Here is a 22,661-nt window from a genome sequence, read left to right as displayed (position 1 = left end):
GGCTGCGGGCCCAGGACGACGACCGGAGGAGGCCCGTGGACCCCGTCGCCACCGCGTTCCTCCTCGTCGGCGGGCTCGGGGTCGCCCTGCTGCTGCTCTCCCTGGTCGTCGGCGAGATCGGCCACCTCGGGGGCGCCGACGCCGACGGTCCCGTCTCGCTGGAGGTCGTGGCCGCACTCCTCGGCGGGATCGGTTTCGGCGGGGCCGCGGCCACGGTCCTGCTGCCCGCGGACCTGTCGACGTCGCTCACCGTGCTCCTGGCCCTGCTGGTCGGCGTGGTCGCCGCCGCGCCGCTGGCCTGGGGCGCGGCCCGCCTCTCGCGCGCGCTGCGTGACATGCCCACCGCCGAGACCCTGACCCGCCACCACCTGGCCGGCGCGCAGGGCGTCGTCGTCTCCGCGGTGCCGGCCGGCGGGTTCGGCGAGGTCCGGCTGTCCCTGGCCGGGCAGGGCCTGAAGTTCGCCGCCCGCAGCGACATCCCGCTGCCGGCCGGCACCCCCGTCTACGTCGTCGAGGCGCTCAGCGAGACCGCCGTCCACGTCGTGTCCACCGCACCCGAGCCGCTCCCCGGCTCCCTCCCAGACCCCGGAGGCCCCGCATGACCCTGTTGCTCGCCGTGGGCGGCATCGTCGTCCTCGTCGTCGTGCTGGTGCTGTTCGTGCTCAGCCGGATCAAGGTGGCCGGGCCCAACCAGGCCTTCATCGTCACCGGCCGGCAGGGCCGCCAGGTCACCGACGGGGCCGGCGTCGTCTCGCGCGACAGCTCCGGCCAGAAGGTGGTCATGGGCGCCAGCGTCTTCGTCCTCCCCGTGGTGCAGAAGCTGCACACGATGGACCTGTCGAGCCGGCGGATCCCGGTCGGCATCCGGGGCGCGGTGTCCAAGCAGGGCGTCAAGTGCGACCTCGAGGGCGTGGCGATCGTCAAGGTCGGCGGCACCGAGGGCGCCATCCGGGCGGCCGCGCAGCGGTTCCTCAACCAGCAGCAGGGGATCGACACCTTCACCTCGGAGGTGCTGGCCGGTGCGCTGCGCTCGATCGTGGGCCGGCTGACGATCGAGGAGATCATCCGCGACCGCGCCGCGTTCGCCTCCGCCGTCGCCGAGGAGGCCGAGTCCTCGCTGACGGGTCAGGGGCTGGTGCTCGACACCTTCCAGCTGCAGGACATCCAGGCCGAGGGCACCTACCTCGCCGACCTCGGCCGCCCCGAGGCCGCCCGCGTGCTGAAGGAGGCCTCCATCGCCGAGGCCCGCGCCCGCCAGGCCGCCCAGCAGGAGCAGCTGCTCGCCGACGAGGCGATCGCGGTGGCCCAGCGGCAGCTGGCGCTGCGGCAGGCCGAGATCAGCGCCGAGACCGACGCGGCCAAGGCCCGGGCCGCAGCGGCCGGGCCGCTGGCGCAGGCGGCGCAGGACCAGGCGATCCTCAGCGAGCAGGAGAAGGTCGCCGTGCGCACCGCCGCCCTGACCGAGCGGCAGCTCGACACCCAGGTGCGCCGGCCCGCCGACGCGCAGCGCTACAAGGTCGAGCAGGAGGCCGAGGGCCGCAAGAACGCCGCCATCCTCGCCGCCGACGCCGACCGGCAGGCCACCATCGCCAAGGCCCAGGCCGCCGCCGAGCAGGCGCGGCTCTCCGGCGAGGGCGAGCGGGCGCGCCGCTCGGCGCTGGCCGACGCCGAGGCGATCGAGGGCGCCAAGCGCGGTGAGGCCGAGAAGACCCGCCGGCAGGCCGTCGCCGACGCCGTCGAGCGCGAGGGTGCCGCCGAGGCCGCCGCGATCCTCGCCCGGGGGCAGGCGGAGGCGACCGCGATGGACGCCCGCGCCGAGGCCTTCGAGCGCTACGGCGAGGCGGCGATCCTGGACCTGCTGGTCAAGGTGCTGCCCGACGTCGTCGGCGCGGCGTCGGCCCCGCTGTCGGCGGTGGACAAGATGACCGTGATCTCCGCCGACGGCGCCAACGCGCTGAGCCGGTCGGTCGCGAGCAACGTCGCGCAGGGGCTGCAGCTGTCGGGGGACCTGACCGGCCTCGACGTCGCCGCGCTGCTGCGCCGCCTGTCCGGCACGACCGGCGGCGACGGCGTCACCCGCATCCCGGTGACCTCCGCCGACGGCGAGGGCAACCACGACGGGCACGCGCCGCGCACCCGCTGACGCCCTGCCCGAGCGTGTGCGCTCGCGCCGCGGTCCGGGCCGTGGAGTGCGGCGCCGGCGCACACGCTCGGCCCCGGTGCCCGGGCGTCAGGCGTCGGTGAGCGCGGCGGGCGGCAGCCAGTCGGCGTCGAGGAGGTCGGCGATCTCCCGCAGCGAGGAGGTGTCCGCGCCGGCCGTCGACCCGCTGACCGCGAGCCGCTCGACCATCACCCGGGCCACCTGCTCCTCGACGGTGCCCTCGGCGAAGGCCACCCGCCACGGCGAGACCTGCCCGTCGCGGTGGGTGCGGCCGGTGACCTGCCGGGCCTGGATGCCGGAGAAGCGCGGCTGGTGGAACAGCCCCACCCGCGGCGTGGTCGACGCCGTCGCCCCGGAGGGCAGCAGCTCGCCGGCGTGCAGGCTGATCGACGCGGTCACGGTGAACACGCACACCGGCGCGGCGCCGGTCTGGAACCGCAGCCGCTCGGCCTCGACGTCGAACCGGTCCCGGCCGTAGATCGCGGCGACGGCGACGCCGGAGTCCAGCAGCGCCTCGCGGATCGGGTCGGCCGCCGTCTCGACGAACTCCACCGACACCGCCACCTGCCGCTCGGCGTCGACCTGCGCGCGCACCCAGTCGACCGTGGCCTGCGCGCGGATCAGCCCGGCCTTCTGCCGGAACCGCAGCAGCGCCGCCCGCCCGCGGGCGCTCTGCCGGGCCCGGCGGGCCAGCTGCATCTCCGCGCGGAACTCCTGCCACTCCGACTCGTAGGCGCTCCGCTCGGCCGGGGTCAGCGCCACCGGCGTCCCGGTCACCGACACCGGGCCCCACGGCGCCGGGCGGTGCAGCGTCGCCGGCGGGTCGGCGTCGGTCAGCCAGGCCTGCAGGCGGCCCAGGTCGGCGCGCCGGGCGTCGGCGTCCTCGGTCCACGCCCAGCCGTACCGCCCCCGTTCCACGTGGAACCCGTGCTCGGCCAGCCTCGCCGGCAGGTCGGCCCAGGCGCGCAGCGGCTCACCGTGCCGCTGGGCGAACTGCGGCGCGAGGTAGGGCAGCTCCATCGGCGTGTGCGCCGGGGTGGCGGTGGCGGCGATGACGAAGGGGGCGTCCTTCGCGCGGCCGCCGCCCGACACCGCCTTCCAGTGCCTCCACCGCTGCGTCGTCGTGTGCCGGACCATGTGCGCCTCGTCGGCGACGACGACGTCGAAGGGGAGCTTCGACACCTTCGCGAGCCGGTCCCAGGTGGTCACGCACCACCGCAGGCCGCCGTCGCCGAAGCCGGCGATCGACCGGGTCCAGTGCGGGACCGTGATCGCCGCCGGGCGGTCGGCGACGACGAGCACCCGCTCACCGCCGCGCAGCTCGCAGATCTCCCGGGCGGCCATGACGGCGGTGCCGGTCTTGCCGACGCCGGGGTCGTCGCCGAGCAGGAACACCCGGTGCCCGGCGGCGGCCGCGGCGACGACGGCCTCGGCGCCGGTGCACTGCTCCTCGCGCGGCACCAGCGCCCGGGCCCCGGGCAGCGGACGGGGCGTGTCGTTGAGCTCGTCCTCGAGGAAGCGCTCGAACGTGTACGGCGGCGGGTCGTAGGGCGCCAGGGCCGGCGGGAGCTCCCGGCCGACCCACACGTGCGCCTGCAGGCCGGCGTGCCAGACCGCGCCCGGTGCCGGGGCGCGGAACGGGACGGCGAGCACCCACACCCGCTCCCCCGGGCCCGCGGTGGGCAGGTCAGGGACCGGTGGCCGGCGGGCCGTCGTCCGCCGCTTCGCCGTCCGGCGCCGGGTGGTGGGAGCGGCGCGACGCCGTCCGGGCACGGGGGCCTCCTCTCGTCCCGGGCACGGTAGGTGGCCGGGGCCCGCGGATCTGGTGGAATCGCCGGGTGACTGCCGAGGCGCCCTCCGACGAGCGGCTGGCGGCCCGCACCGTCGGCGCGGCCGGGCCGCGGGTGGTGTTCGTGCACGGCCTGTTCGGCCAGGGCAAGAACTGGACGACGGCGGCGAAGGGGCTCGCCGACGGCCACCGGGTGACGCTGCTCGACCTGCCCAACCACGGGCACTCGCCGTGGACCGACCGGGTCGACTACGTGGACATGGCCGCGCTGGTCGCCGCGGAGCTCGAGACCCTCGGCGAGCCGGTGACGCTGGTCGGGCACTCGATGGGCGGCAAGGTGGCGATGCAGCTGGCGCTGCGGCGGCCGGAGCTGCTGCGCGCGCTGGTCGTCGTCGACATCGCGCCCGTGGAGTACCCGGTCTCCGGCGGGCGGACCGACGACCCCGACGAGGAGGCCTCGCCGTTCGACGCCTTCCTCACGGCGATGCGGGCGGTCGACCTGGGTGCGCTGCGCACCCGCGAGGACGCCGACCGGGCGCTGCGCGAGGCGGTGCCGAGCACGATGGTGCGCTCGTTCCTGCTGCAGAGCCTGGTCCGCGAGGGGATCGGCTCGGGCCGCTGGCGGTGGCGGCTGAACCTGGAGACCCTGCAGCGCGACCTCGGGGAGCTGCGCGGCTTCCCCGACCCGCCGCCCGGCGCGACCTTCGACGGCCCGGTGCTCTGGATCGCCGGCGCGAAGAGCCACTACGTGCTGCCCGAGGACCGCGCCCGCATGGAGGAGCTGTTCCCGCACACCCGGCTGGTGAAGGTCAAGCACGCCGGCCACTGGGTGCACTCCGAGCAGCCCGAGGTCTTCCTCCAGACGCTGCAGGCGTTCCTGGCCGTGGTGGAGGACTGACCAGCTGCATGCGTTGCGCATGTGCTCGCGTGTGGACTGCACGTACGACCACAGCCGTGCCCCGGATGCTGCAGGTCCGCAACGTGCCGGACGACCTGCACGCCGAGCTGCGTGCACGGGCGGCGAGGAGCGGGCTGGGCCTCTCCGAGTACGTGCTCCGCGAGTTGCAGGCCGTCGCCGCACGTCCCAGCAAGACCGACGTCCTGGCTCGCGCTGCGCGCCGCGGAGGACGCATGTCGTTCGACGAGGCCGTGGCCGCGGTGTCGGCAGGGCGGCCGGACGAGGCGTGGTCGTCGTCGACGCGTCGGTCCTGGTGACCGCCCTCGTCGACGACGCAGGGCCCGGGGCCCTGGCCCGCGAGCGGGTGCTCGGCTCGGACGTCCACGTCCCGGCCCTGGCCGACGTCGAGGTCCTCTCCGCCGTACGACGCGCCGTCCTGGCCGGTCGGCTCCCCGTCCGGCGGGGCGCCGAGGCCCTGCAGGACTGGACCGAGCTGGCGGTCGAGCGGTACCCGCACCTCCCGCTGCTCCCCCGGGTCTCGGAGCTGCGCGACGCGGTGAGCGCCCACGACGCCCAGTACGTCGCACTCGCCGAGCTCCTCGACGTCCCACTCGTCACCGCCGACGGACGGCTGGCCCGGGCGCCGGGACTGCGGTGCGCCGTCGACCTGCTGCGCTGAGGGCCGGGGTCGGGTCCGGGCACTTCCGCGGACGTGCACGGACGGGTGCCTGGAGGACGGCTCCCGCCGGTGCCATCCTGGGCTGGTGACCAGCCAGTTCGTGTCGCAGCGGCCGCACCCGGCGCTGCGTGGGCTGGTCACCGGCGCCGTCGGCTACTGGCAGGAGGGCCTGGCGCCGGGCACCCACCGCGGGCTGCCCTCCCCCGCACTGACGCTGGTCGTCACCCTCGACGACCCGCTCGACGTCGCCGCCCACCCCGACCCCGCGCAGGCACCCGGCCGCTACGACGCCCTCCTCGGCGGACTGCACACGACCCCGGCGCTCATCCGCCACCCCGGCCGGCAGGCCGGCCTGCAGCTGGCGCTCTCCCCGCTGGCCGCCCGCCGGCTGCTGGGCGTGCCCGCCGGGGAGCTCGCCGCGCTCGACGTCGACCTCGCCGAGGTCCTGGGCGCCACCGGGCTGGTCGACCGCGTCCGGGAGGCGGCGAGCTGGCCGGCCCGGTTCGCCGCCGCCGAGGACGTGCTCCGCCGGGTCGCCGGCCGCGGCGCGCCGCCCCCCGAGGTCGCCGAGGCCTGGCGGCTCACCGTGGCCGGCGGCGGGCGGCTGCGGGTCGCCGAGATCGCCCGCCGGGTCGGCTGGTCCGAGCGGCACCTCACCGCCCGGTTCCGCGCCGAGACGGGCCTGGGCCCGAAGGAGGCCGCCCGGGTGGTCCGCTTCGACCGGGCCCGTCGCGCCCTGGCCGCCCGCCCGCGCCCCGACCTCGCCGCGCTGGCCGTGGCCGCCGGCTACGCCGACCAGGCGCACCTGACCCGCGAGTGGCGCGCGTTCACCGGGCTGTCCCCGCTGCGCTGGCTGGCCGCGGAGTTCGGATTCGTCCAAGACGGCGGCGCGCGGGACGCGGCAGGGTCGGCGGCATGAGCACCCCACCGCCCACCGTGTGGCCCGCCTTCCGCGCCGCCGACGCCCCGGCCCTGATCCGCTGGCTGGTCGACGTCCTCGGCTTCACCGAGACCCTCGTCGTCCGCGACGGCGACCTGGTCGCGCACGCCGAGCTCGCCTGGCCGCCCGGCGGCGGCGTGATGCTCGGCTCCGCCCGCGACGACGGCGGCTGGCCGGTCCGCCCCGGCGGCAGCGGCGCCTACCTCGTCACCGACGACGTCGCCGCCGTCTGGGCGCGGGTCCAGGCCGCCGGCGCGCAGGTGCTGCGGCCGCTCACCGAGCCCGGGCACGGCGGGAAGGAGTTCTCCGTGCGCGACCCCGAGGGCAACAGCTGGAGCGTCGGCGACTACCCCGGAGCGCCCCGCGCGTGACCGAGCTCGCGAGGTCGCGCAGGTGTGCAGCGTGACGGAGGACGACGTCCGCGCCCTCGCCCTGGCCCTCCCGGAGGTCACCGAGGCCGACCACCACGGCCGCCCGTCGTTCCGGCTGGGCACCGCCGTGCTCGCCACGCTGTGGGCACCCGGCATCCTCAACGTTATGGTCGGGGAGTCGGAGGCGCGGGCGGCCGAGGGCGGCGCGGTCGCGCTGCTGTGGTGGGGGCAGCGGCTCTCGGGCGTGCGGGTCGACCTCGCCCGGGCCGAGGAGGCCACCGTCGCCGACCTGCTCGACGACGCCTGGACCCGCCGCGCCCCGGCCCGGCTGCGGCGGGCCCGCCCGTGACCTTCCCGCGGCCGGTCCCGCTCGTCGGCGACGCCACCTCCGCCGCCCAGCGCGCCGGCGACCCCGCCGGGTGGGCCATGCCCGACGACGCCGGGGGCCTCTACGCCGTCGTCGCCGCCCGCCGCGACGTGCGCCGGTTCCGGCCCGACCCGGTGCCCGGCGACGTCCTCCGGCGGGTGCTCGCCGCCGGGCACGCCGCGCCGTCGGTCGGGCACAGCCAGCCGTGGCGCTTCGTCGTCGTCCGCGACGCGGGCGTCCGCGACCGCGCCGCCGTCCTCACCGACCGCGAGCGGCTGCGGCAGGCCGCCCGGCTCGAGCCCGACGCCGCCCGCCGGCTGCTGGACCTGCAGCTGGAGGGCGTCCGCGAGGCACCGCTGGGGATCGTCGTGTGCTGCGACCGGCGCACCCCGGCCGCCGGGGTCCTCGGCCGCGCCACCTTCCCCGACGCCGACCTGTGGAGCTGCGCGGCGGCCATCCAGAACCTGTGGCTGGCCGCCCGCGCCGAGGGCCTGGGCATGGGCTGGGTGACGCTGTTCCGCCCCGAGGAGCTCGCCGGCCTCGTCGGCCTGCCCGACGGCGTGGCCACGCTCGGCTGGCTGTGCCTGGGCTGGCCCGACGAGCGCCCGCCCGCGCCGGGCCTGGAGCGGGCCGGCTGGTCGCGGCGGCTGCCGCTGGACGCCGTCGTCGTCGAGGACCGGTGGCCGGCCGACGACGGCGGGCCGGCCGCTCCCCCCTCGCACCTGCGCGCCCCCGGCCGCGAGGCGGTGGTCGGCGCCCGCGACGACGCCGACCGGCTGCTGACCACCCCCGGCTCGCTGGGCGTGCTCGACCGCGCCGTCGACCGGGTCGTGGCGCTCGGCCGCGGCGACGTCACCGGCGGCACGCTGCTGCTCGCCGCCGCCGACCACCCGGTGGCCGTGCTCGGGGTGTCGGCCTACCCGGCGACCGTCACCCGCGACGTGGCCCGGGCCGCGCTGGCCGGCACCGCCGTGGGCGCCACCGCCGCGGCCGCCGCCGGGCTGGCCACCGTGGTCGTCGACGCCGGGGTGTCCGGCGACCCGCTGCCCGGGGCGGTCGACGCCCGTCCGGCCGGCCCCCGCGGCGACCTCGCCTCCGCGCCGGCGATGACGCCCGCCGACGTCGAGCGGCTGCTGGCCGCCGGGCGGGACCTCAGCGCCCGCGACGGCCTGCTGGCCCTCGGCGAGGTCGGCGTCGGCAACACCACCGTCGCCGCCGCGCTCGCCGCCGGGCTGCTCGGCGCCGGCCCGGACGAGGTCACCGGCCTCGGGGCGGGCGCCGACAGCGCCGTGCTCGACCGCAAGCGCGCGGTGGTCGCCGCCGCGCTCGCCCGGGCGGGCACCGGCCTGGGGCCAGAGCGGGCGCTGGCCGAGCTCGGCGGTCCCGAGCTCGTGGTGCTCACCGGCGCGGTGCTCGGCGCTGCCCGGGCCCGCGCCGCCGTCGTCCTCGACGGGTTCGCCGTCTCGGTCGCCGCGCTGGCCGCCGTGCAGCTCGAGCCCGGCGCGCAGGCGTGCCTGGTGGCCGGGCAGCGCAGCCGCGAGCGCGGCCACGACCTCGTGCTGCAGGCGCTCGGGCTCGAGCCGCTGCTGGACCTGCGGCTGCGGGCCGGTGAGGGCGCCGGCGCGGCGCTGGCCGCCGGCCTGCTGTTCGACGGCCTCCGCATCCGCCGGGGGACCGCCCGGGTCGGCTGAGCGGGATCGTCACCCGACCGGCTCGGGCACGTGGCGGACGTTGCAGGCCCCCGTGGCGGCGATCATGGCTCCGGGACGGCGACACGCCGACGCCCGGCGTGTCACGACCGTGGCGCCGTGATCGCGGGCAGGTGTGCGCGCCGGAGGAGCGCCTGACCAGGGCCCGCGCCGGTGCCCCCGGTCGCCGCCGGGGCACCGGCAGGGCCAGGATCGACGCCGTGACCGATCCCCGCGCCGGCCAGCCCGCCTCCCCCGCCGACCTGGTCGACGTCGCCTCGCTGGTGACCGCCTACTACACGCTGGTGCCCGACCCGGCGGAGCCGGCGCAGCGGGTGGCCTTCGGCACCTCCGGGCACCGGGGGTCCTCGTTCGACACCGCGTTCAACGAGGCGCACATCCTGGCCACCACCCAGGCGATCTGCGAGTACCGCGCCCAGCAGGGGGTCGACGGGCCGCTGTTCCTCGGCCGCGACACCCACGCGCTGTCCGAGCCGGCCTGGGCCAGCGCGCTGGAGGTGCTGGCCGCCAACGACGTGACGGTGCTGGTCGACGCCGCCGGCCGCTACACCCCGACGCCGGCGGTCAGCCACGCCATCCTCACCGCCAACCGCGGGCGCACCGGCGGCCTCGCCGACGGCATCGTGGTCACCCCGTCGCACAACCCGCCCCGCGACGGCGGCTTCAAGTACAACCCGCCCAACGGCGGCCCGGCCGACACCGACGCCACGACGGTCATCGCCGCCCGCGCCAACGAGCTGCTCGCCGCCGGCCTCGACGGCGTCCGGCGGATCCCGTTCACCCGCGCGCACGCGGCCGCGCAGCGGCACGACTTCCTCGGCGCCTACGTCGACGACCTGCCCTCCGTGCTCGACCTCGACGCCGTCCGCGACGCCGGCGTGCACGTCGGCGCCGACCCGCTCGGCGGCGCCAGCGTCGACTACTGGGGGGCCATCGCCGAGCGGCACCGCCTCGACCTCACCGTCGTCAACCCGCTGGTCGACCCCACGTGGCGGTTCATGACGCTGGACTGGGACGGCAAGATCCGCATGGACTGCTCCTCGCCGTCGGCGATGGCCTCGCTCATCGGCAAGCGCGCCGAGTACGCCATCGCCACCGGCAACGACGCCGACGCCGACCGGCACGGGATCGTCACCCCCGACGCCGGGCTGATGAACCCCAACCACTTCCTCGCCGTCGCCATCGCCTACCTGTTCGCGCACCGCCCGGAGTGGGCCGACGACGTCGCCGTCGGCAAGACGCTGGTGTCCTCGTCGCTGATCGACCGGGTCGTGGCGGGGCTCGGCCGGCGGCTGGTCGAGGTGCCGGTCGGGTTCAAGTGGTTCGTGCCCGGCCTGCTCGACGGCACCGTCGGCTTCGGCGGCGAGGAGTCGGCCGGCGCGTCGTTCCTGCGCCGCGACGGGCGGGTGTGGACCACCGACAAGGACGGCATCCTGCTGGCGCTCCTGGCCAGCGAGATCCAGGCGGTGACCGGCAGCTCGCCGTCGCAGCTGCACGCCGGGCTGGTCGAGCGGTACGGCGAGTCGGCCTACGCCCGGGTCGACGCCCCGGCCACCCGCGAGGAGAAGGCGGCGCTGGGGAAGCTGTCGCCGTCCGCGGTCACCGCCACCGAGCTGGCCGGCGAGCCGATCATCGCCAAGCTCACCGAGGCGCCCGGCAACGGCGCGTCCATCGGCGGGCTGAAGGTGGCCACGGAGAACGCCTGGTTCGCCGCCCGGCCCTCGGGCACCGAGGACGTCTACAAGGTGTACGCGGAGAGCTTCCGGGGCGCCGACCACCTCGCCCGGGTGCAGGAGGAGGCGCGGGCCGTCGTCGGCGCCGCCCTCGGCGCCTGACCCCCGAGGGCGAGGGGTCCGCGCCGGACCTGGGTCCTGGCGGGCGCGGGCCCCAGACTGGGCGCATGACCGGTCAGCCGTACGAGCAGGAGTGGGACGCCGTCCCGCCCGGGTCCGCCGCGCCGCCGTACGCGGCACCGCCTCCCCCGGCGTACGGCCCGCCGGCCCCCTACGGACCCCCGCCCGGGTACGCCCCCGCCCACGGCCAGGGCCCCGGCTACGCCCCGTACCCCGGGTACGGGCCGCCACCCGGCTACGGCTGGGGCGTCCCGCCGGCCTGGCCCGCCGGTCCCGGGCGTCCCGGCGTGGCCACCGCCGCGGGGGTGCTCGGCATCGTGGCCGGGAGCCTCAGCGGGCTGGTGGCGCTGGTCCTCACCGCCGCCGTCCTCAGCGGGGACGACGACGCCGTGAGCATCGTGCTCGTCCTCGGCCTGCCGTGCGGTGCCGCGCTGGTCACCGGGGGGATCCGGCTGCTCACCCGGCACTCCCCCGCGCCGCTGTTCGTCTCTGCGCTGGCCGCCGTCGCGGTGCTGTTCCTCGCGCTGGCCGTCGGGGCCGGCACGCTCGGCGCCGACGGCCTCGTCGGGTTCACCGCGTTCCTCGTCTTCGCCTTGCCCCTGCCGGTGCTCACCGCCGTCTTCGCGCGGCTCCCGGCCACCGTCGGCTGGGCCGCCGGCCGCTGACCGGGGGTCAGGAGCGGCGGCGGGCCTTGTCGGCGTACATCGCCGCGTCGGCCTCGCGGACCACCGTGTCCTGCGCCTGCTCCGGGTCGGTGCCGCCGTCGACCGACCCGATGCCGATGCTCAGCCCCACCTGCACCGTCGTGGGACCCACGGTCAGGGTGCCCGGCAGCGCCTCGCGCAGCCGCGCGGCCAGGTGCTCGGCGTCGGTGCGCTCGGTGTTCTCGCAGACGACGGCGAACTCGTCCCCGCCCAGCCGCGCGGCCGTGTCGCTGGCCCGCAGCACCGAGGTCAGCCGGCCCGCGACCGCGACGAGGACGGCATCGCCGGTGGGGTGGCCGAACTGGTCGTTGACCGCCTTGAACCCGTCGAGGTCGAGGACCAGCACGCAGGTCGGTGTGTTCTCGCGGTGACCGCGCTCGAGGGCGTGGCGCAGCCGGTCGCGGAACAGCAGCCGGTTCGGCAGGCCGGTGAGCGGGTCGTGGGCCGACAGGTGCAGCAGGCGGGCCTCGAGCTCCTTGCGGTCGGTGACGTCCTCGACCACCGTCACCAGGTGCGAGGGGGTGCCGTCGGGCGAGCCCGCCACCCACGACGTCGTCACCTGCACCGGGACCTCGGTGCCGTCGGGGCGGAGGAACCGGCACTCCAGCCGGGTGTGGCCGTGGCTGCGCTGCAGCCCCTGCAGCAGGGCCGTCGCCGCGGCGACGTCGTCGGGGTGGGTGACGTCGGACAGGGTGGTCCCGGCCAGCCGCTCCGGCGGCCTCCCCAGCAGGTCACCCAGTGCGCGGTTGGCCGCGATCAGCTCGCCGTCCGGTGTGCACAGCGCCACGCCCATGGGTGAGTTGGTGAAGGCGCTGCCCGGATCGGGCTGCCTCACCGTGCCCACGGCCTCGGCGTCGTCCACGGACCACCTCCTGTTCCTCCCCCCGAGTGCTGCGGTGTGACCAGGGTGTTCCCTCCCCAGTTCCACGTGGAACCTGCCACGCGGGCAGGATGGGCCCTGGAACCCGTGCGGACCAGGAGGACGATCATGACGGCGGACTTCGACCTCGTGCTGCCCCCCACGGTCGACGTCCGCGAGGTGGGCATGCGCGACGGCCTGCAGCTGGAGGCGCCGGTCCCCCTCGAGGGCAAGCTGGCGATGCTCGAGGCGCTGGTGGCCACCGGCGTGCGCCGCATCGAGGTCACCTCGTTCGTCTCGCCGAAGGCCGTCCCCGCGCTGGCCGACGCCGACCAGGTCGCCGCCGAGCTCTCCCGCTGGCCCGACGTGCACTGGTCGGCGCTGGTGGCCAACCCGCGGGGGGCGGTGCGCGCCGTCGACGCCGGCCTCGCCCACCTCGAGCTCGTCGTCTCCGCCTCCGACGGGCACAGCCGCGCCAACGCCGGCCGCTCCACCGCCGAGGCGCTCGCCGGGGTCGCCGAGGTCGCCGGGCTGGCGCACGGCGCGGGCGGGTCGCTCGAGGTCGTCGTCGCCACCGCGTGGGACTGCCCGTTCGACGGCCGGACGCCGATCGCGCGCACCGTCGACGTCTGCCGCGCCGCGGTCACCGCCGGCGCCGACGCGCTGTGCCTGGGCGACACCATCGGGACGACGACGCCGGCGCGGGTGGTCCGCCTCCTCGACGCCGTCCGCCGCGCCTGCCCCGGGACGCCGGTGGCGGTGCACTTCCACGACACCCGCGGCACCGGCCAGGCCAACGCGCTGGCCGCCGTGCAGGCCGGGGTGACCCAGCTCGACGCCTCCGTCGGCGGGCTCGGCGGCTGCCCGTTCGCGCCGGGCGCCAGCGGCAACATCGCGACCGAGGAGCTCGTCTACTGGCTCGAGGAGTCCGACGTGCGCACCGGCATCGACCTCGACGCGATGCTGGCCGCGGCGCGGGTCACCGAGGGCGCGGTCGGCCACGAGCTGCCCAGCTCGCTGTACCGGGCCGGCGGGCGGTCGGTGCCGCGGGCGGCCGCGGCCACCCTCGCCTGAGGCCGGCGTGGAGGTCATCGACCCGCGCGTCATGCGCGACGTCCTGGGGCACTTCGCCTCCGGCGTGACCGTGGTGACCTCCCACAGCGACGCGGGCCCGATCGGCTTCACCTGCCAGTCGTTCAGCTCGCTGTCGCTGGACCCCCCGCTGGTCGCCCTCGCCCCGGCCCGCACGTCGACGACGTGGCCGCGGCTGCGCGACATCGGCCGCTTCTGCGTCAACGTGCTCGCCGAGGACCAGTCGGGCCTGTCGGCGGCGTTCGCCCGCTCCGGCGTCGACAAGTTCGCCGGGGTGCGGTGGCGGCCGAGCCCGCACGGCTCCCCCGTGCTCGACGGCGTCGTCGCGTGGATCGACTGCACACTGTGGGCCGAGTACGACGGCGGCGACCACACCATCGTGGCCGCGCGCGTGCTCGACCTCGGCGCCGACCCCGGCCGCCGCCCGCTGCTGTTCCACCGCGGCGGCTACGGCCGCCCCGAGCCCCGAGACACCGAGGCAGAGGACACGGCATAGGAAGCGATCCGCACGTCGACGCGTGCCGGACGTGCGGAGAGCTTCCTATGCCTCGTCGGGTGCCCCGTCGAAGCGGACGGCGATGAGGGCGACGTCGTCGCGGCCGTCCAGGGTGCCGCTGACGGCGGCGTCGCACAGCTCCTGCGGGGAGGCCGCCACCGGCGCCGCCGCCAGCCGCCCCAGCAGCGCCTCGATGCCCTGGTCGAGGTCGGAGCCCGGCGTCTCCACCAGGCCGTCGGTGTAGCCGAGAAGCACCGACCCCGGGGGCAGCTCCACGGTGCGCACCGTCCGCCGCGCCGCGACGTCGACGCCCACGAGCAGGCCCGGGACGCCGTCGAGGAGCTCCACCGCGCCGTCGGGCGAGCGCAGCACCAGCGGCGGGTGGCCGGCGTTGACCACCTGCGCGGTCCAGGGCCCGCCGGGGCGCGCCGGGGGGATCGCGCGGACGTAGGCCATGGTCGCCATCGACGCCACGCGCAGGCCCTGCACCAGCCGGTCGACGCGGGTCAGCACGGCCGCCGGGTGCGGGTCGGGCGCCTCCCACAGGCAGGCCCGGATCAGCCCCCGGAGCTGCCCCATCGCGGCGGCCGCGGCGACGTCGTGGCCGACGACGTCGCCGACCACCATCCCCACCGAGCCGTCGGGCAGCTGCAGCAGGTCGTAGAAGTCCCCGCCGACGTCGGCGGCGGTGGAGGCGCTGACGTAGTGCGCCGCGACCCGCAGCCCCGGGACGTCCGGCAGCTCGGGCAGCAGGGACCGCTGCAGCGTGTCGGCGACGGCGTGCTCCTGCTGGTAGAGCCGCACGTTGTCCATGACCAGCGCCGCCCGCCGCGCGAGGTCCTCGACCAGGCTGACGTCGTCGGGGGTGAACGGACGCTCGGGTGCGCTGCGCACCAGCGCGATCGCGCCCCGGGTGCGGCGGCGGGCCACCAGCGGCACGCTCAGCGCCGTCGCCGCGCCCAGCCGCCCGGCGATCTCCTGGGCCACCGGTGAGGCGGTGTCCTCGCCCAGCTGCGGTGGCAGCCGCTCGACGAGCACGGTCCGGGACGAGGTGATGCTGCGCTGGCTGGGCGAGCCGGACGGCAGCCGCAGCCCGTGCCCGGCGTCGTGGCGGCGGAGCTCGGTGCGGGCGCGCTCGCGGTCGCGCGACACCATCGCGCGCACCTCGCCGTCGTCGTCGACGAGCGTGATGACGACCCAGTCGGCCAGCCGGGGCACGCACAGGGCCGCGAGCCGGTCGAGCAGGTCGCCGACGTCGAGGGTGGCGATCAGCGAGCTGGTGGCCTCGGCCATCAGCGTGAGCCGGGCCTGCGCCCCCTCGGCGTCGCGCTGTGCCCGCTCGGCGTCCGAGCGCGCCTGCTCGGCCACGGCGCGGGCCAGCTCGGCCTCCTGCCGGGCGGCCTGCTCCGCGGCGAAGGCGGCCTCGCGCTCGGCCTCTCCCCGCACCCGCTCGGTGACGTCGGTCTGCACGCCGACGAAGCTGACCAGCTCGCCCTCGCCGTCGAAGACCGGGCTGATGGCCAGCTGGTTCCAGAAGGCGGTGCCGTCGCGGCGGTGGTTGAGCAGCGTGACGGTGACCGGCTCCTGCGCCGCGAGCGCGTCGCGGATCTGCTGCACGGTCGCCGGGTCGGTGTTCGGGCCCTGCAGGAAACGGCAGTTGCGGCCCACCGACTCCCCGTAGGCGTAGCCGGTGATCCGGCTGAAGGAGGGGTTGACCCAGACCAGCGGGTTGTCCGGCTGGCGGGGGTCGGTGATGGTGAAGGCGATGTCGGTGGCGACGACGGCCCGTTCGCGCAGCGCCTGCAGCTCGGACTCGGCGTCGGCGGTGCCGGTGGCCCCCGCGACCTCGAGCAGCACGACCAGCGACAGCTGCTGGCCGGTGCCGGGCTGGGTCAGCGGGAAGCCGGTCACCCACAGCAGCCGGTCGCCGCCGCCGTCGTCCTCGCGTACCCGCGCGACGTCGGTGCTGCGGCCGGGCGTCAGGCGCACCGCCTCGCCGGTGACCGGCTGCCCCTGGGCCACCAGTGACAGCGGGCCGCTGGTGCGGGCCAGCGGGGCGCCACCGAGGTCGGTGAGGCCGGCCGAGGCGCCCCACGTGTCGATGTCGACCGGGAGCCGCACGTTGCCGGCCATCTCGACGGCGGCGGTGTTGGCGTAGGTGACCGCCCCGGACTCGCGGTCGATGAGCAGGACGGCCACCGGGACGTCGGCCAGGACGGCGGGCAGGGCCGCAGCCGCCGACCCGCCGTCGCCCTGCTCGGTGACCACCGCGTGGGCGGCGGTGACGATGCGGGACTGGCGGCCGCCGGCACCGCGGCCGTCGACGGCCGCCTCCGCCACGGCCGCCCGGGCCTCGGGGCCGATGCCGTCGCCGGGCACGGGCCGGCCCTCCGGTCGGTCGCCTGTCGGTGGCACGCAACGAATCTAACCGGCACCGCAGGTCGGGTGCCCGCGCGCACGGCGGCCGGCCACCCGCAGGTGTGCCGCCCGCCCGGGCGGGCACCCCTCTGCGAGCCACGCAGGAGGGAGACCAGCCATGGGACTGCTCGACCGGCTCCTCGGCCGTCGCCGCAAGCCCGAGCCCGCGCCGTACGGCGGGTACGACGGGTACGCCGCGCCGCCGCCACCGCAGGCCCCGCCCGCCCGGCCGCAGTCCGGGCAGCGCGCCCCGCTCACCGACCAGCAGGCCGTCGAGCGCTACCGCTACCTGCTGCGGACCGCGCCCCCGGACCAGATCGAGCAGGCGCACGCCGAGGCCTTCGCCCAGCTCACCCCGCAGCAGCGGCAGGAGGTGCTGACCCAGCTCGCCGCCGCCGTGCCGGCCTCCGAGCGGCCGCGCACCGACGACGCGCAGACCCTCGCCCGGGTGGCCACCCGCGCCGAGCTGCGCCAGCCGGGCATCCTCGAGCGCACCTTCGGCGGCGGCTACGGCCCGGGCTACGGCCCGGGGTACGCCCCCGGCCCCGGGTACGGCGGTGGGGGCTACGGCGGCTACGGCGGGGGCTACGGGCCGCGCATGGGCGGCTTCGGCGGCTCGCTGGGCGGCAGCCTGCTCGGCACCATCGGCGGTCTCGTGGTGGGCACCGCGGTCGCCGACGCGCTCTTCGACACCGGCCTCGGCGACGGCGGCCTGTTCGGCGGCGGGGACGAGGAGGCCTACGCCGAGGGCTACCAGGACGGCGCCGAGGGCGGCGGGGACGGCGGCGGCGATGGCGGTGGCGACTACGCCGCGGGCGACGGCGGCTACGACGGCGGCTACGGCGGTGACCCCGGTGCCGACTTCGCCGGCGGGGCCGACAACGGCTACGACGGCGGTGGGGACTTCGGCGGCGGTGACTTCGGGGGCGGTGACTTCGGGGGCGACTTCGGGGGCGGGGACTTCTGACCGCTCAGCGCCCGGGACCCTCCGGCGTCCCGGGCGCCGGGGTGCCCGGCGCCGGCGTGCGGGCCTGGTGGCGCAGCCAGAGCAGGCCGAGCACGGGGAGCACCAGCGGCACGAAGCCGTAACCGCGCCCGAACGCCGACCACACCGTCTCGTCGGGGAAGGCCGCGCGGTCGAGCAGCGACAGGGCCCCCACCACCAGCACCCCGGCCAGCTCGACGCTGATCGCGACGAGCGCCACCCGGCGGCCACCGCGGGCCAGCGCCACCGTGGCCACGACGTAGACCGCCGCGGCGAACGCGGACAGCAGGTAGGCGACCGGGGCCTCGTCGAAGCGGGTGGCCAGCTGCACGGTCGCGCGGGCGCCGGCGGCGAGGGCGAAGACCGCGTAGACGGCGACCAGCACCCGCCCGGGCCCGGTCGCCGTCCCGCCGGTCGCCGTCGGCTCAGGCACCCGGGGCCTCCCACAGCTGCACCAGCCGCCAGACCATGACCAGGGTGACCAGGGCGGCGACGGCGAGCACGGTCCCCGCCCAGCGGCTGGGCTCGGTGCGCGACCACAGCACCCCGGCCACCGGCAGCAGCACGACGCCGCCGAGGTAGCCGAGGAAGGTGGCCGTCTCCGGCGGCCGCTCACCGCCGGCCAGCGCCACCCCGGCGACGGCGGCCTGCACGAGCAGCACGACCTCGAGCACCGCGGCGCCGGCGAGGTGGAGCAGGCCGATCCGCCGGTGGGCGAGGGTCGAGGCCAGCCCGGCGAGGGCGACGACGACGGCGACCGCCGTGGCCGACCAGACGAGGGTGGCGTTCATCGGACCCATGATCGCGCGTCCGCCGGGAGGGGTGGGTCGAGGGCACGGGGTAGGAGGAGGGCATGACCGTCCGCGACCTGGTGGTGGACCTCTGCGCCGAGCACCTCGACGTCCTCGGCAGCGACCCGGTGTCGCTGCAGACGCTGGTCGGGCTGCTGGCCGCGTGCGGGGTGGCCGAGCCGAGCACGCGCCTGGCCGTGGCGGCGCTGCGGCGGGCCGGGTGGCTGACCGGGTCCCGGCGGGGGCGGGAGACGCTGGTGACCCCGACGGCGGTGCTGCGGGAGGCGGTGGCCGCCCGCGACGAACGCGTCGCGCGCCGGACGGGCCCGTGGGACGGGCAGTGGCGGATGGTCGTCTACGGCGTCCCGGAGACCGACCGGGCCGCCCGCGAGCGGGTGCGCCGCAGCCTGGCCCGCGCGGGGTTCGGCCCGCTCGCGCCGGCCACCTGGGTCTCGCCGCACCGGGCGGCGCTGGAGGAGGTGGGCGCCGAGCTGGCCGGCGAGCGCACCTCGCGGCTGGACCTGCTCACCGCGAGCGTCGCCGACCCGCGGCTGTCCGACGTCGACCTCGCCGCCCGCTGCTGGGACCTCCCCCGGCTGGCCGCCGGGTGGACTCGGGTGCTCGACCGGCTGCGCGCCGTCTCCGGCGCGGTCCCCGAGGGCCCGGCCGCGCTCGCCCTGCACCTGCGGCTGCACGCCGAGCTGCGCGCCGTCGTCACCGGCGACCCGCTGCTCCCCCCGGCGCTGCAGCCGGAGGCCTGGCCCGCCCGCGAGGTCCGCGACGCGTGGGCCGACACCGGCGCCCGGCTGGCGGCCGCGGCCCGCGCGCACGTCGCCGACGTCCTCGGCGCCGTGGGGATCCGCCCCGCCGTCGCGTGACGAAGGACCCTCCTGCCCCCCACCCCTCGCGCGCTCGGGGCGGGACCCTGCAGGAGGGCCGTTCCCTCACCTCACCTGTGGACGGTGGACATGTCGGGGTAGCGGTCGCCGACGGCGGCACCGACGGGCGCGGCCTCGTCGAGGCGGCGCAGGTCGTCGTCGGAGAGTGCGACGTCGGCGGCCGCGGCGTTCTCCTCCAGGTAGCGCACCCGCTTGGTGCCGGGGATGGGGACGACGGCCGGGTTGTCCCCGCGGTCGCTCTGCGCCATCACCCACGCGAGAGCCAGCTGCGACGCCGTCGCCCCTTTCTCGTCGGCGATCTCGCGGACCCGGTCGACCAGGCGCAGGTTCTGCTGGAACGCCTCGCCCTGGAAGCGCGGGTTGTGCCGGCGGAAGTCGTCGGGGGCGAGGTCGTCGACGCTGCGGATCTGCCCGGACAGGAACCCGCGGCCGATCGGCGAGTAGGCGACGAACCCGATGCCGAGCTCGCCGCAGGTGGCCAGCACGCCGTTCTCCTCGGGGTCGCGGCTCCACAGCGAGTACTCGGTCTGCACCGCGGCCACCGGCTGGACGGCGTGGGCGCGGCGGATCGTCTCCGGCGCGGCCTCGGAGATGCCCGCGGCGCGCACCTTGCCCGCCTCGACGAGCTCCCGGATCGCGCCCCACGTCTCCTCGACGGGGACCCGGGTGTCCACCCGGTGCTGGTAGTAGAGGTCGATGACGTCGACGCCGAGCCGCTCCAGCGAGGCGTCACAGGCGCGGCGCACGTAGTCGGGGCGGCCGTTGATGCCGCGGAACGAGCCGTCCTCGCCTCGCTCGTTGCCGAACTTGGTCGCCAGCACCACCTCGTCGCGGCGGCCCGCGATGGCCTTCCCGACCAGCCGCTCGTTGGTGAAGGGGCCGTACATGTCGGCGGTGTCGAGGAAGGTGACGCCGAGGTCGAGGGCGCGCTGGATGGTGCGCTCGGCCTCGGCCTGGTCGCCGGTGCCGTAGAACTCGCTCATCCCCATGCAGCCCAGCCCCATGGCCGGGACGGACAGGGACCCGAGGGTGCGTGTCTGCATGACCCCTCGCTGCCCGCCGGGTGCCCGCTGCAACCGACCGCCGGAGGACCCTTCCGTTCCGGCGTCGACGCCGGCCGGATGGGGCGGACCGCCGGGACCCTGCTCGCGGCGGTCCGGCGCGGACAGGACGGGCGCCGCACGGCGTAGGCCGGCTCCGGGGATGCCGTGGAGTCGCCGACTGCCGGGATGTGGCGTCCGCTGGCGGGGCGACTGCTGGCCTGTCCGTCACGACGACGGGTCATCTGGCTCCTGACCTGCGAAAACTGTCGTACCGCGTCCGTAGGTTCGGGGTCGTGGAGGTCGCGGAGTACGTGTCACAAGTGGAGCGGGCGCTCGCCGGGTGGCTCGTCGAGCGGCCCGTACAGGTGCCGCGGCTGCCGGTGGCGGCGCTCTCCGATGAGCAGGCCGCCGTCGAGCTGCAGCGGCTGCAGGCCCGCAAGGCGATGGAGGCCGCCTACGAAGCCGAGCTGGTGCTGCGGCTGGCCGAGGCCCGCCCCTCCGACGACGACCCCGCACCCGGCACCCCGGGCGCCAGGCGCCGCGGGTCGTGGGCGCCGGACACCGAGCTGCCGGGGGTGTCGGAGTTCTTCACCGCCGAGCTGGCGCTGGTGCTCAACTGCGGCCGGGGCACGGCCAACCACCTGGCCACCCGCGCCTGGACCTACCGCGAGCGGCTGCCCGCCACCTGGGCGGCGCTCGCCGCTGGCGAGCTTGACGAGGCGCGCGCCAGGGCGCTGGCCGACGTGCTGCAGCACACCGCCCCGGCCCTGGCCCGCCGGATCGAGGCGGTGGTGCTGCCCGAGGCCGCCGACCTGACCGTCGGCAAGCTGAAGAAGCGGGCGCTGGAGCTGCTGCTGGAGGTCGACTCAGGCGCGGTCGACGAACGGCGGAAGACCGCCGAACGGCGCTCGGACGTGCGCGTCTATCCGTCCCCCAGCGACGGGATGAGCACGCTGGCCGCCGACCTGCCCACCGACGTGGCCGCGGCCTGCCACGCGACCGTCGACGCGCTGGCCCGGATGCTCAAGGCCGACGGCGATCCGCGGCCGATCGGGCAGCTGCGCACCGCCGTGTTCGCCGACCTGCTGCAGCGCCCCTGGCAGGCCGGGCACGGCGGTCACCGCCCACCTGCACATCGTCGCCACGCTGGCGTCGCTGGCCGGCCGCTCGGACCAGGCCGGTGAGGTGAACGGGTTGCCGATCACCGCCGCGCACCTGCGCGCGCTGCTGCACCAGTTGGACGCCCTCGGCGTGCAGGCCCCCGACGGTGGCACGGTGACCGTCGCGCTGACCGAGGAGGACGGCAGCCTGCGGGCCACCGCCACCCTCGATCGGCTGCGCCGGCTGGCCGCCCGCGGCTGCCCCGACCACCCCGCGGACGCCGAGTGCGGGTGCCCCGTGCTCGACCGGCCGGCGGGCCGGGACGGCTACACCCCCTCGGCGGCGCAGCAGGCGTTCGTGCGCACCCGCGACCGCACCTGCCGGATGCCGACCTGCGGGCAGCGGGTCGGCTGGGCCGACGCCGACCACGTCCTCCCGCACGCCGCCGGTGGGGCCACCGACTGCGCCAACCTGTGCTGCCTGTGCCGCTCGCATCACCGGGTGAAGACCTTCGCCCGCGGCTGGCGCTTCGAGATGGGTCCCGACGGAACGCTGACCGTCACCACCCCGTCCGGCATCACCCGCACGACCCGGCCACCGGGCCTGCGACCACCACCGCCACCTGAACCACCACGAGTGGACGAACCGGCCCAGCCGGACGACGACCCACCGCCCTTCTGACCCAGACGGTGCGGGGGAGGCCGGCTGTCCGGCGGCCCGACACCCGGTCCGTACGGCGCTACGCCCAGCGGGCCAGGGCCGTGCTCGTCCCCGGCGCCACCACCGTGAACCCGGCGTCCACGACCTCCACCGGAGCGCCCCCGCGCAACCGCGACCAGCGCGCGACGTCGGGGTGCTCCACCACCACCGGGAAGCCGGCGCCGGACCAGGCGGCCAGCCGGCCGGCGGGCATCCGCAGCGCGGTCAGCTGGGCGGCGTGACCGCAGGCGGCCGCGGCCTTGCCGAGGGGCAGGAACGGCTCCGGGCAGACCGACACCACCACCGCGCCGCCGGGCTCCGGGTCCACCGCCGGGCACGCGTCCGGGTCGTCGAGCTCGCTGCCCGACAGCTGCAGCCGCGCGACCTCCGGTGGCAGCGCGTCGAGCGCGGTCGGCACCAGCGCCCGGACCTCGGCCCTCCGCGCCGCCACCGTGACCCCGGGCAGGGCCGCGACCCGCTGCCACGCCACGCCCCGAGCGCGCCGGCAGTGCTTGCGGATCGCCCCGTCGGTCCACCGCCGGACCCGGGGCCACCACTCCCCGCCGGGCTGCGCCCGGTCGTCGGCGAGCAGCCGCACGACGGCCACCGCCGCGGCCTCGCAGACGGCGCTGCGGGTCGGGGGCGCGCTCCGCTCCACGCGTGCCACCAGCTGCACGGCCCACGGCGCCTCGCCCTCCGGGTCTGCGTACACGACCCCACCCTGCCGGACCGGCACGGGCGACCCCGCCCCGGTTCCACGTGGAACCGCGGGTGTTGCGCCGGTGTGAACAACCCACCCGACGCGTC

24 protein-coding genes are annotated in these 22,661 nt (G+C 77.2%); 17 read left to right on the top strand and 7 right to left on the bottom strand.

Translation table 11 applies throughout. The features are described from left to right. Nucleotides 1–35: 35 nt before the first annotated feature. Together ACI780_RS04475 and ACI780_RS04470 are read left to right on the top strand one after the other, a co-directional pair. Nucleotides 36–602: a hypothetical protein gene (locus tag ACI780_RS04475; RefSeq protein WP_456871220.1), complete on the top strand. Its 567-nt coding sequence runs from the start codon at nt 36–38 to the stop codon at nt 600–602. After that, the gene (locus ACI780_RS04470; RefSeq protein ID WP_456871221.1) at nt 599–2,143 is read left to right on the top strand and encodes a flotillin family protein; all 1,545 of its coding nucleotides are present in this window, start codon (nt 599–601) and stop codon (nt 2,141–2,143) included. Before ACI780_RS04475 ends, ACI780_RS04470 begins: the two co-directional genes overlap by 4 nt. A gap of 87 nt (nt 2,144–2,230) precedes the next feature. Here the strand turns inward: ACI780_RS04470 and ACI780_RS04465 are convergent, their stop codons facing one another. Beyond that, nucleotides 2,231–3,934 carry a helicase gene (locus tag ACI780_RS04465; protein ID WP_457001056.1) on the bottom strand — a complete coding sequence of 568 codons (1,704 nt, stop codon included), beginning with the start codon at nt 3,932–3,934 and terminating at the stop codon, nt 2,231–2,233. A gap of 65 nt (nt 3,935–3,999) precedes the next feature. On the opposite strand from ACI780_RS04465, the gene ACI780_RS04460 reads away from it, so the two are divergent. From ACI780_RS04460 to ACI780_RS04420, 9 genes are all read left to right on the top strand, one after another. After that, nucleotides 4,000–4,848 carry an alpha/beta fold hydrolase gene (locus tag ACI780_RS04460; protein WP_456871223.1) on the top strand — a complete coding sequence of 283 codons (849 nt, stop codon included), beginning with the start codon at nt 4,000–4,002 and terminating at the stop codon, nt 4,846–4,848. Between the two features lie 65 nt (nt 4,849–4,913). Next, entirely contained in the window at nt 4,914–5,165 is a 252-nt protein-coding gene (locus ACI780_RS04455) for a FitA-like ribbon-helix-helix domain-containing protein (protein ID WP_457001150.1), read from the top strand. Continuing rightward, on the top strand, nt 5,135–5,527 hold the full coding sequence (locus ACI780_RS04450) for a type II toxin-antitoxin system VapC family toxin (RefSeq protein ID WP_457001054.1): 393 nt from the start codon (nt 5,135–5,137) through the stop codon (nt 5,525–5,527). The genes ACI780_RS04455 and ACI780_RS04450 overlap by 31 nt, the downstream gene beginning before the upstream one ends. 85 nt (nt 5,528–5,612) lie before the next feature. Then, nucleotides 5,613–6,446, top strand: a complete 834-nt coding sequence (locus ACI780_RS04445; protein WP_457001052.1) for a helix-turn-helix domain-containing protein — start codon at nt 5,613–5,615, stop codon at nt 6,444–6,446. After that, a complete protein-coding gene (locus tag ACI780_RS04440) occupies nt 6,443–6,838 on the top strand; it encodes a VOC family protein (RefSeq protein ID WP_457001049.1) in 396 nt (131 codons plus the stop codon). The genes ACI780_RS04445 and ACI780_RS04440 overlap by 4 nt, the downstream gene beginning before the upstream one ends. Nucleotides 6,839–6,869: 31 nt before the next feature. Beyond that, nucleotides 6,870–7,187, top strand: a complete 318-nt coding sequence (locus ACI780_RS04435) for a hypothetical protein (RefSeq protein ID WP_456871227.1) — start codon at nt 6,870–6,872, stop codon at nt 7,185–7,187. Continuing rightward, nucleotides 7,184–8,896, top strand: a complete 1,713-nt coding sequence (bluB, locus tag ACI780_RS04430; RefSeq protein WP_457001047.1) for a 5,6-dimethylbenzimidazole synthase — start codon at nt 7,184–7,186, stop codon at nt 8,894–8,896. Before ACI780_RS04435 ends, bluB begins: the two co-directional genes overlap by 4 nt. A 218-nt stretch (nt 8,897–9,114) precedes the next feature. Then, complete coding sequence (gene pgm, locus ACI780_RS04425; protein WP_457001045.1) at nt 9,115–10,749, top strand: phosphoglucomutase (alpha-D-glucose-1,6-bisphosphate-dependent); 1,635 nt, start codon at nt 9,115–9,117, stop codon at nt 10,747–10,749. Between the two features lie 65 nt (nt 10,750–10,814). Further along, nucleotides 10,815–11,432: a hypothetical protein gene (locus ACI780_RS04420; protein WP_456871230.1), complete on the top strand. Its 618-nt coding sequence runs from the start codon at nt 10,815–10,817 to the stop codon at nt 11,430–11,432. A gap of 7 nt (nt 11,433–11,439) precedes the next feature. Here ACI780_RS04420 and ACI780_RS04415 read toward each other — a convergent pair whose 3' ends face one another. Further along, a complete protein-coding gene (locus ACI780_RS04415) occupies nt 11,440–12,333 on the bottom strand; it encodes a diguanylate cyclase domain-containing protein (protein WP_456871231.1) in 894 nt (297 codons plus the stop codon). 126 nt (nt 12,334–12,459) lie between these two features. Between ACI780_RS04415 and ACI780_RS04410 the strand changes: the two genes are divergently transcribed. Next, the gene (locus ACI780_RS04410; RefSeq protein ID WP_457001042.1) at nt 12,460–13,404 is read left to right on the top strand and encodes a hydroxymethylglutaryl-CoA lyase; all 945 of its coding nucleotides are present in this window, start codon (nt 12,460–12,462) and stop codon (nt 13,402–13,404) included. A 7-nt stretch (nt 13,405–13,411) separates the two neighbouring features. Beyond that, complete coding sequence (locus ACI780_RS04405) at nt 13,412–13,918, top strand: flavin reductase family protein (RefSeq protein WP_457001040.1); 507 nt, start codon at nt 13,412–13,414, stop codon at nt 13,916–13,918. A gap of 45 nt (nt 13,919–13,963) precedes the next feature. Here ACI780_RS04405 and ACI780_RS04400 read toward each other — a convergent pair whose 3' ends face one another. Next, nucleotides 13,964–16,333, bottom strand: a complete 2,370-nt coding sequence (locus ACI780_RS04400) for a SpoIIE family protein phosphatase (protein ID WP_457001038.1) — start codon at nt 16,331–16,333, stop codon at nt 13,964–13,966. 121 nt (nt 16,334–16,454) lie between these two features. On the opposite strand from ACI780_RS04400, the gene ACI780_RS04395 reads away from it, so the two are divergent. Further along, nucleotides 16,455–17,303 carry a hypothetical protein gene (locus ACI780_RS04395; protein ID WP_457001036.1) on the top strand — a complete coding sequence of 283 codons (849 nt, stop codon included), beginning with the start codon at nt 16,455–16,457 and terminating at the stop codon, nt 17,301–17,303. 4 nt (nt 17,304–17,307) lie between these two features. On the opposite strand, the gene ACI780_RS04390 is transcribed toward ACI780_RS04395, so the two are convergent. Both ACI780_RS04390 and ACI780_RS04385 read right to left on the bottom strand, forming a co-directional pair. Further along, nucleotides 17,308–17,754: a hypothetical protein gene (locus ACI780_RS04390; RefSeq protein ID WP_457001034.1), complete on the bottom strand. Its 447-nt coding sequence runs from the start codon at nt 17,752–17,754 to the stop codon at nt 17,308–17,310. Next, nucleotides 17,747–18,112, bottom strand: coding sequence for a hypothetical protein (locus tag ACI780_RS04385; protein WP_457001032.1), 366 nt, complete (start codon nt 18,110–18,112; stop codon nt 17,747–17,749). Before ACI780_RS04385 ends, ACI780_RS04390 begins: the two co-directional genes overlap by 8 nt. A 62-nt stretch (nt 18,113–18,174) precedes the next feature. Here ACI780_RS04385 and ACI780_RS04380 point away from each other — a divergent pair, with 62 nt between their 5' ends. Further along, entirely contained in the window at nt 18,175–18,990 is an 816-nt protein-coding gene (locus ACI780_RS04380) for a PaaX family transcriptional regulator C-terminal domain-containing protein (RefSeq protein WP_457001030.1), read from the top strand. Nucleotides 18,991–19,061: 71 nt separating this feature from the next. Here ACI780_RS04380 and ACI780_RS04375 read toward each other — a convergent pair whose 3' ends face one another. Next, nucleotides 19,062–20,054 (bottom strand): aldo/keto reductase, encoded by a 993-nt coding sequence (locus ACI780_RS04375; RefSeq protein ID WP_457001028.1) that lies wholly within the window; start codon nt 20,052–20,054, stop codon nt 19,062–19,064. A gap of 293 nt (nt 20,055–20,347) precedes the next feature. Here ACI780_RS04375 and ACI780_RS04370 point away from each other — a divergent pair, with 293 nt between their 5' ends. Beyond that, nucleotides 20,348–21,238, top strand: a complete 891-nt coding sequence (locus ACI780_RS04370) for a DUF222 domain-containing protein (protein ID WP_457001026.1) — start codon at nt 20,348–20,350, stop codon at nt 21,236–21,238. Between the two features lie 10 nt (nt 21,239–21,248). Continuing rightward, nucleotides 21,249–21,836: an HNH endonuclease signature motif containing protein gene (locus tag ACI780_RS04365; protein ID WP_457001024.1), complete on the top strand. Its 588-nt coding sequence runs from the start codon at nt 21,249–21,251 to the stop codon at nt 21,834–21,836. A 58-nt stretch (nt 21,837–21,894) separates the two neighbouring features. Here ACI780_RS04365 and ACI780_RS04360 read toward each other — a convergent pair whose 3' ends face one another. Beyond that, nucleotides 21,895–22,566 (bottom strand): hypothetical protein, encoded by a 672-nt coding sequence (locus ACI780_RS04360; protein WP_457001022.1) that lies wholly within the window; start codon nt 22,564–22,566, stop codon nt 21,895–21,897. Between the last annotated feature and the right edge of the window lie 95 nt (nt 22,567–22,661).

Source organism: Geodermatophilus sp. SYSU D00814, from assembly GCF_054050055.1.
Note: the sequence above shows the minus strand (reverse complement) of the source record. Positions and strands in the feature narration are given on the sequence as shown.

Bases quoted from the DNA above. Each gene is read 5' to 3' on its own strand.
- ACI780_RS04470 (WP_456871221.1), top strand. From the start codon at position 599: ATGACCCTGTTGCTCGCCGTGGGCGGCATCGTCGTCCTCGTCGTCGTG.
- ACI780_RS04455 (WP_457001150.1), top strand. From the start codon at position 4,914: ATGCTGCAGGTCCGCAACGTGCCGGACGACCTGCACGCCGAGCTGCGT.
- ACI780_RS04440 (WP_457001049.1), top strand. From the start codon at position 6,443: ATGAGCACCCCACCGCCCACCGTGTGGCCCGCCTTCCGCGCCGCCGAC.
- ACI780_RS04420 (WP_456871230.1), top strand. From the start codon at position 10,815: ATGACCGGTCAGCCGTACGAGCAGGAGTGGGACGCCGTCCCGCCCGGG.
- ACI780_RS04410 (WP_457001042.1), top strand. From the start codon at position 12,460: ATGACGGCGGACTTCGACCTCGTGCTGCCCCCCACGGTCGACGTCCGC.
- ACI780_RS04395 (WP_457001036.1), top strand. From the start codon at position 16,455: ATGGGACTGCTCGACCGGCTCCTCGGCCGTCGCCGCAAGCCCGAGCCC.
- ACI780_RS04385 (WP_457001032.1), bottom strand. From the start codon at position 18,112: ATGAACGCCACCCTCGTCTGGTCGGCCACGGCGGTCGCCGTCGTCGTC.
- ACI780_RS04380 (WP_457001030.1), top strand. From the start codon at position 18,175: ATGACCGTCCGCGACCTGGTGGTGGACCTCTGCGCCGAGCACCTCGAC.
- ACI780_RS04375 (WP_457001028.1), bottom strand. From the start codon at position 20,054: ATGCAGACACGCACCCTCGGGTCCCTGTCCGTCCCGGCCATGGGGCTG.